The following is a 7,126-nucleotide window of genomic DNA, read 5'->3' as shown; positions in this document are numbered from 1 at the left end:
ACGAAAAAGAAGGAATATAGGGCAAGAAAGCATGTCTGTACCGATTGCCCACTGCGCAGGAGTTGTTTGGGCAAAAGTGCCCAGGAGAAGAAGTTCAGCGTCACCTATTATCGCGAGGAATACGAACGCAACATTGCAAGGGTGGAGAGCCCACAGGGCCGGTACATGAAGGGCAAACGGCAGGCGAACAAGGTGATGCACCTATCTGCCATTGCCTATAATTTGAAGAAGTACCTGAAATTCGACCAAAAACGGGCAGAAAGCGGGGTAATGACACCAGCTTTGGCAAGATGGGCCAAAAGTGCCCTTGAACCGTTGTTCGGTGCTTTTGTAAGGCATCCAAGATTAGCGCTGCCAATCTAAGGCGGACCAAAAAAAGCCCCGTAAAGAGGCTTGTACGGATCCATTTTTTCACGGATTAATATCTTGTGCAACGGTTACCTTTGTTGGCAACAGTTTTTATTAATTCAGGTTACAGTTTTTCATTTAAATCTTGTCTTCCAACAATTGCCATTATTTCTACAATATCCTCATTTACTTTAAAATAAATGCTATCAACTCCACAAACACAGCGTCTGTAGTCTTTTTTTATGTAGTCAACCGATTCAAATGAAAAAGGTCTTTGAGTAATTATTTCGAAATATTTAAAAAATGATTCAAAGTATTTGTCCGCTTGAGTCATTCCAAATTTTTTCACACCGTAATGATGAATCCGTATCAAGTCATTTTTCGCTTCATTGCTTAATCTATATTTAGTCATTAAGCAAAGACTTTGATTGCGCTAAAATTTCATTTTTACTTTTACTTGTAAATCCGCTATTTTCGGCTTTTTCCAATTTAGCGCGAATCCAGTTAATTTCAACTTGTTGTTTTCGAGCTTGTCTAATTAAGTCGTTCACGAGTTCACTCTTACTTGAATATTCTTTCTTATCCACTTGAGTTTTGAGCCATTCATCGTTTGGCTTTGTAAATGATATACTTTGTCTTGCCATAATTTGTTTATTTGATGTAAATATACACCAAATTCGAATCATACCCAAATTGTTGCCAATGTGTTCGTGTATGATTTCGTTGCGGCGAAAAATCTCCGATTTTTCAGAGTAGGAATCGATACACTGTTAAAATACAAAGTTTCACTTAAATGACTAAACGAGCAATGGATTATTAACGTTGTTGTACGCTGGCATATTTTAATTCGAGTATACTTCGCAATAATTAGTCGCTTTTCAGCTTTTCAGCAACTTTATCGTAATATTCTTGTGTTAGTACTTCAGTCCAAGTTGTTGGTTGTCCACCACCATATAGAGCTAAATAGGTTACATCACTAACCTTGGTTGAGGAATGCCAGTGTTCGATATCTTTTTCACATTTAATCACATCACCTTCTTTCAGAATTACGGGTTCATTTCCTCTTTCTTGATAATATGCTTCTCCATCTACAATTATTAAGACTTGTGCAGAACTATGTTTATGCCAATCCAAGGTTGAGTTAGCTTTAAAGGTTGCTTTTGTTATATTATAACCTAATTCAGTATCATCGTGAATAATGGCATTTAACCAAGCTTCTCCAATGTAATGCGTATTTGGTGCTTTTGTACCCTCTGTAAGATAAGAGGAAACGTTATATTCAGAATCTTGGGCAAATCCCGATAATGAGGCTAAAATAAACAGGGCTAGGATTGAGTTTTTCATTTAATATGTCTTTAGAGTGATTATTTTTTTTCGATGTTTTAGCTTGCATACAACGACCTGCTAATCGCAGTTGCGGAGCTGTTTTGGTCAGCTTTTGCTGAATGTATTCCATCGTGTTTGTGTATGGCTTGTTGCGGAATCATACGCAGTGTTATTCCGCCGTAACCGAAAGATAGCAAATTGCAATGAATTCCGATTAGGAATTCAACCGCAATGAGCTATACACGGTGTGTGTGCCCAGTATGGGCATCTTTATCTTATAGCAATATAAGGATTTATTTAGAGGGTGTAAGTCCCTTATGCGCTGGAGTAACGTCTGGAAGCATTAGTAAGTCGCAAGGGTGGTAACCGCGAGGTTACACCTGAAGAAAGCGAGACTACAAAACTCGGTACTGACGAACAGGAACCGTATATGAGGCATTTATGCATGGGTAAGCAAGCACATCATTGTAACGCCCAACGAGTACAAAAGATGCATTAATGTAGATACGGCAGGGATCGGGGGAAAGAGGATGCCATTACCTGGGGAGGTCTCCAAAACTACGTGTAGCTCAATGGAGAAGTCAGCAGAGGTCATAGTACTTACAGGAAACGAGCTAGGGCATTACCCTAGAGGTCTCACAAGTAAGGAAGGGCCGAACGTTAAATCACGTCTGGATTCGTATAGGAACCGGTTTATCCGATAGCCTATACCTAGAAGGACAAGAACAGTACAAATGATAGCAAAAGTAGTAGCCGCTAGAAACCTTAGTGATGCCTGTAAAAAGGTAGTTCGCAATAAAGGTTCGGCAGGAATAGACGGGATGCCCACAACCGAGTTAAAAGCATTTATAGATGCCCACCGCTCAAGAGTGGTGCATCAGCTTATTTCCAAAAGCTACCGGTCACAAGCTATCAAAGGGGTAGAGATACCCAAGCCGAATGGCAAGTCCCGATTACTGGGAGTGCCGACGGTAGTGGATAGATGGCTTCAACAAGCGGTAAGCCAACAACTGGTGATTCATTTCGAACTGGATTTCGAGATGGAGAGCTACGGTTTCCGCCCAAGGAAGAACCTTCAACAGGCCGTACTAAAAAGTCAAGGGTACATCAATGATGGTTACCAAGATTTAGTAGATATCGACCTTAAAAGGTTCTTTGATGAAGTACAACACTATAAACTACTTCAGCTTATTTATAACAAGGTCAAGTGCCCGACCACCTTATGGCTGATCCGCAAATGGCTTCGTGCGCCCATTTTAAAGAATGGGCGATTGCATAAGCGCAGGAAAGGATTGCCACAAGGCAGCCCATTAAGTCCGTTACTGTCTAACATCATGTTGGACCAATTGGACAAACATCTAAAAGCACGAGGGTTGCTGTTTATCCGCTATGCCGATGATTTCAGTATTTACACTAAATCAAAAGCAGCAGCACGGGCGATAGGTAACGAGGTTTTTCTTTTTCTAAAAGAGAAACTGGACTTACCAGTCAACCGGGCAAAGAGCGGTATTCGCAGACCCTCTACATTCAAGTTGTTGGGTTATAGGTTTACGCCAGTATATAAGAAAGGCGTAAAGGGTCATTATCAGTTAATAGTAAGCGAACAGGCTTGGCAAACACTTAAACGCAAGCTCAGGTATCTTACCAAGAAAACGCTGCCATTGTCATTAGTAGAAAGGTTACAACGGCTAAAACCCATCTATAAAGGGTGGTTGAACAATTTCCGATTAGGAAATATACATACCAAACTTAAAAAGCTGGATGAATGGTTACGGAACCGACTACGCTACTGTATATGGCACGATTGGAAGAAACCAGAGCGCAAACGCAAGAATCTCATTGGCTTAGGTATAAAACAGGATCAAGCGTATGCTTGGAGTAGAACAAGGATGGGAGGCTGGGCGGTAGCCCAAAGCCCTATACTTAGAACTACTATTACTGAAAAACGCCTAAGAAAAAGAGGTTATGAAAGTATGCTAGCGTACTACCTTAGTGTAAAGTTCTGATAAAACGAACCGCCGTGTACGAGACCCGTATCCCGAAACTTCGGGAGTGGTGTGAGAGGCGCACCGTGGGCTTTATAGCTCACGGCCGTCTACTCGATTGGCATTAGTATATTATTTATCAAGACTAATATATCCTTAATTTATATTGAATTCCTCTATTAATGAATAACCAATTCGAACAATATCTTATATCTTTTTTGAAGTTACGCATGGTACTAAATATAACATAAGTGTTGGCAGTTTGATGAACTTCTCACTCTCGAATGCTTGTTAATAAATTCTGTATAAAAACGACTTTAATAGTTCTGTGTATAATTAGTTAAACTACTCTTTCTTATCATCTTCAAAAAGATTTTTGGATATATGCATAGTCACTAGCATATGAGGAACATCAACAGTTTCAGCAATTTTTAAATCACCAGATAAAGAACAAAGAGCGTAAGCTTCTAACTGAGTAAGTTTATATTCAGTCATCAAATAATCTATCATGTATAATGTGGCTTTTTTAGCTGCTTCATCTATAGTTGTTCCAAAACCTGTTGTTGCATAATAATCGTCAGTTTCATATTGAGGCTCTTTTATGGTTTTGTTTTTTACTAATTCAATTTCATAAATTACACGTAAAGGAACTTCTATAGCAGTACCACAAACTTCACCATGACCTTGTAGAGCATGCCCATCACCAATAGAAAATAAGCCGCCTTCAACAAAAACTGGAAAATATACTGTAGTACCTTTAGTCAAGTTTGGATCGTCCATATTTCCTCCATTGGCCCTTGGTGGAATGGTAGACAATAATTCTGGGGTTGCTGGTGCAACTCCCATGACTCCTGGGAATGGGTTTAATTCAAGTCTAATATTGTCTTTAAAATTTACATGAGTAACATCTTTTCCTAATTTATAAGTTCTTAAATATGATCCTTCAATAGAATCTGCAACGAAACTAAATCCAGGAACAATGGCATTCCAGCCCCAATCGCCAACCTCAATTTCATGTAAAGTGATTTTTAAAACATCTCCTGGCTTTGCATCTTCAACATAAACAGGTCCAGTAAGCGGATGCACAAGGTCTAGATTAAAATTTTTAAGATCTTCAACTGTAGAGTTTATATCGAATTGTTCATCAAATGCATCTTCCGTAAATGCTTCAACTATAGCACCAGATTTCACTCTCAATATAGGTTCAATAGTGCTGCTAAATTTATTGTGTGTTTGGTCCTTAGTTAGTGTATATTGAGGTTTGATCTCTTTTACAACTTTAATTTCAGAATCAACTTTAGTTTGTGTTTCATTTTTACAGGAAAAAATTAATAATAAAACTATACATAGTTGGAGACTTTTATTGGTTTGCATATCGAAGAAATTTAAGAATGAATGAGTAGTTAAAGTTAAGGAATTTAGTTCTATTTTCATGGTTGAGTTTATTAATGCCAACGTCTCCGTATATGAAACGTAGCGTTTAAAAAGACGCTATCGTTTCGGGTTATACACGAGCCAAATTTAAAAATTTGGCGGTCTTCACAAATACACAAAAACCTTTGTTAAAGCCTATAATAGCTATGTTTTATATACATTGTGTGTGCCCAGCATGGGCATCTTTTATTTATCGAAAGGTAAATAATTCATCTAGGGGGTGCAAGTCCCTTATGGGCGGGGGTAACGCCTTGGGCCATTAGTAAGTCGCAAGGGTGGTGACCGTGAGGTCATATCTGAAGGAAGCGGGACCACAAAACCCGGTACTGACCCTTCGGCTTCGCTCAGGACAGGCTGAACAGGAACCGTATACAGAGGCATATTTATTTGGGTAAGCAAGCACATCATTGTAACGCCCTAAGATTACCAAAAGGGTAAGTATGTAGATACGGCGGTTATCGGGAGAAAGAAGATGTCATTACCTGGGGAGGTCTCCAAAGTTACGTGTAGCTATATGGAGAAGTCAGCAGAGGTCATAGTACTTACGAGAAACGAGCTATGGCAGTACCCTAGAGGTCTCACGAGTAAGGAAGGACTGAACGTAATTCTCTTCAAAATTCGCATAGGAGCACTAGTGGTAGCCTATGCCTAAATTAGAGGATAGTGCCAAGGGTGAAAAGAGCTTTGGTTTGATGATTTATGAACCGCCGTATACGAGACCCGTATCCCGAAACTTCGGGAGTGGTGTGAGGGGCGCACCGTGGGCTTTATAGTTCACGGCCGTCTACTCGATTGTGGTGTCGTTAATTTTTCAGGCGGACATTGGATTCACTTGGATTTGGCCTCCAATCGCTTTCAAAACTTTCATTATTGTCGCAAATTGAGGTTTTGCTCCGTCCGATAAAGCTTTGTACAAACTCGGTCTGCTCAATCCTGTTTCCTCTGCTATTTTGGTCATTCCAATCGCCTTTGCAATATGTCCGATCGCATTGATTACATCTGCGTTATCTCCTTCTTCCAGAACTGTATTGAGATACTCGGCAATCATTTCCTTACTGTCCAAATAATCAGCTATGTCAAATTTTGAAGTTCCCATATTTTCTATTTCTTTAATTTTTTCCAGATTTCTTTTGCTTTCGCAATATCTTTTTGCTGGGTTGATTTATCTCCACCAATCAGCAGAACAATTATTTTTCCGTCTTTTTCCTTGAAGTATACTCTATAACCTTTTGCGAAATTCACGCGCAATTCCCTTATTCCGTCGCCAACAGGTTTACAATCGCCGAAATGTCCGTCGTTTTCAATTTTTTGAATTCTGAATAGGATTTTCGCCTTGGCTTTCAAGTCCTTCAGTTTTCTAATCCATTTATCGAATTCAATCGTTTTCTCAATAAAATACATAAAAAGTGTATCTACTTGGATACAAAATTACATTATATTTTTGAATTTAATACCGTCTTGTGAAGTTTTTCGGTAAAGTGGGATAATGCACCACAACGGTTTCGTGATCGAGTAGACAAGGGGAATTTCACCCCAAGCCTCTCACAGAACCGTGCTTGAAAGTCTCCCCTCACACGGCTCTTCTAATTTGTAACAAATATAGGCTCATCCTCTTTCAAGTTGGCAAACTGTGTTCCAAATTAGCTAATCCCTTCGCTCCATTTCCATTACAGAAACTTCATCACTACTACGGATTAGTCTGCCACTACATACACTATCGGTATTCTGCCTCTAGGTTGTGCCTATTGTACATTTCCCTTATCATTTGTATGCAGCTTCCCAAGTTCCGTAAATAAGCCCAAATAAAGTTCTTGCCACCTGAATGACGCCAGCCTTACAGAAAATAAATAGGGTAACTAATCAGTCTACTTGAAATTCAAATTTAGCGATTAGGTTCAATGCTTGAATCACGTTCATTCCGTTTTTGATGGTGGTATCGATTACGGATCGGATTTTGGCAAAATTCTGAGCATTTCTGGGGTTTTTGAACTGGCCCGATATTTTTTGTTTTACCTTGACATTTCGAATCGCTT

8 protein-coding genes and 2 pseudogenes are annotated in these 7,126 nt (G+C 39.4%); 3 read left to right on the top strand and 7 right to left on the bottom strand.

Going from position 1 to position 7,126, the window contains the following annotated elements:
* Positions 1 to 363 (top strand): annotated as a pseudogene (locus BFP75_RS22390) (IS1182 family transposase); the annotation flags it as partial.
* 109 nt (positions 364 to 472) lie between these two features.
* Here the strand turns inward: BFP75_RS22390 and BFP75_RS11085 are convergent.
* The 3 genes from BFP75_RS11085 to BFP75_RS11075 form a co-directional block, all read right to left on the bottom strand.
* Positions 473 to 760, bottom strand: coding sequence for a type II toxin-antitoxin system RelE/ParE family toxin (locus BFP75_RS11085; protein WP_099545460.1), 288 nt, complete (start codon positions 758 to 760; stop codon positions 473 to 475).
* Positions 753 to 992, bottom strand: coding sequence for a type II toxin-antitoxin system ParD family antitoxin (locus tag BFP75_RS11080; protein ID WP_099545459.1), 240 nt, complete (start codon positions 990 to 992; stop codon positions 753 to 755). The genes BFP75_RS11085 and BFP75_RS11080 overlap by 8 nt, the downstream gene beginning before the upstream one ends.
* A gap of 223 nt (positions 993 to 1,215) precedes the next feature.
* Positions 1,216 to 1,692, bottom strand: coding sequence for a cupin domain-containing protein (locus BFP75_RS11075; RefSeq protein WP_099545458.1), 477 nt, complete (start codon positions 1,690 to 1,692; stop codon positions 1,216 to 1,218).
* 716 nt (positions 1,693 to 2,408) lie between these two features.
* On the opposite strand from BFP75_RS11075, the gene ltrA reads away from it, so the two are divergent.
* Entirely contained in the window at positions 2,409 to 3,680 is a 1,272-nt protein-coding gene (ltrA, locus tag BFP75_RS11070) for a group II intron reverse transcriptase/maturase (protein ID WP_099545457.1), read from the top strand.
* A gap of 324 nt (positions 3,681 to 4,004) precedes the next feature.
* Here ltrA and BFP75_RS11065 read toward each other — a convergent pair whose 3' ends face one another.
* Entirely contained in the window at positions 4,005 to 5,093 is a 1,089-nt protein-coding gene (locus tag BFP75_RS11065) for an acetamidase/formamidase family protein (protein ID WP_206073545.1), read from the bottom strand.
* Between the two features lie 514 nt (positions 5,094 to 5,607).
* On the opposite strand from BFP75_RS11065, the gene BFP75_RS21825 reads away from it, so the two are divergent.
* Complete coding sequence (locus tag BFP75_RS21825; RefSeq protein ID WP_165776587.1) at positions 5,608 to 5,745, top strand: hypothetical protein; 138 nt, start codon at positions 5,608 to 5,610, stop codon at positions 5,743 to 5,745.
* A 159-nt stretch (positions 5,746 to 5,904) separates the two neighbouring features.
* Here BFP75_RS21825 and BFP75_RS11060 read toward each other — a convergent pair whose 3' ends face one another.
* The 3 genes and pseudogenes from BFP75_RS11060 to BFP75_RS11050 all read right to left on the bottom strand — a co-directional run.
* Positions 5,905 to 6,189 carry an addiction module antidote protein gene (locus tag BFP75_RS11060; protein ID WP_099545455.1) on the bottom strand — a complete coding sequence of 95 codons (285 nt, stop codon included), beginning with the start codon at positions 6,187 to 6,189 and terminating at the stop codon, positions 5,905 to 5,907.
* 5 nt (positions 6,190 to 6,194) lie between these two features.
* A complete protein-coding gene (locus BFP75_RS11055; RefSeq protein WP_099545454.1) occupies positions 6,195 to 6,494 on the bottom strand; it encodes a type II toxin-antitoxin system RelE/ParE family toxin in 300 nt (99 codons plus the stop codon).
* A gap of 459 nt (positions 6,495 to 6,953) precedes the next feature.
* Positions 6,954 to 7,126, bottom strand: a pseudogene (locus tag BFP75_RS11050) (IS66 family transposase); the annotation flags it as partial.

It is taken from the genome of Maribacter sp. 4G9 (assembly GCF_002742265.1).
In the GTDB taxonomy this organism is placed as follows: Bacteria; Bacteroidota; Bacteroidia; order Flavobacteriales; family Flavobacteriaceae; genus Maribacter.
This window is presented reverse-complemented; position numbering and strand designations above follow the sequence as displayed.

Coding starts and splice junctions, on each gene's coding strand:
- ltrA (WP_099545457.1), top strand. CDS start 2,409: ATGATAGCAAAAGTAGTAGCCGCTAGAAACCTTAGTGATGCCTGTAAA.
- BFP75_RS11065 (WP_206073545.1), bottom strand. CDS start 5,093: ATGAAAATAGAACTAAATTCCTTAACTTTAACTACTCATTCATTCTTA.
- BFP75_RS21825 (WP_165776587.1), top strand. CDS start 5,608: ATGGAGAAGTCAGCAGAGGTCATAGTACTTACGAGAAACGAGCTATGG.
- BFP75_RS11080 (WP_099545459.1), bottom strand. CDS start 992: ATGGCAAGACAAAGTATATCATTTACAAAGCCAAACGATGAATGGCTC.
- BFP75_RS11055 (WP_099545454.1), bottom strand. CDS start 6,494: ATGTATTTTATTGAGAAAACGATTGAATTCGATAAATGGATTAGAAAA.
- BFP75_RS11085 (WP_099545460.1), bottom strand. CDS start 760: ATGACTAAATATAGATTAAGCAATGAAGCGAAAAATGACTTGATACGG.
- BFP75_RS11060 (WP_099545455.1), bottom strand. CDS start 6,189: ATGGGAACTTCAAAATTTGACATAGCTGATTATTTGGACAGTAAGGAA.
- BFP75_RS11075 (WP_099545458.1), bottom strand. CDS start 1,692: ATGAAAAACTCAATCCTAGCCCTGTTTATTTTAGCCTCATTATCGGGA.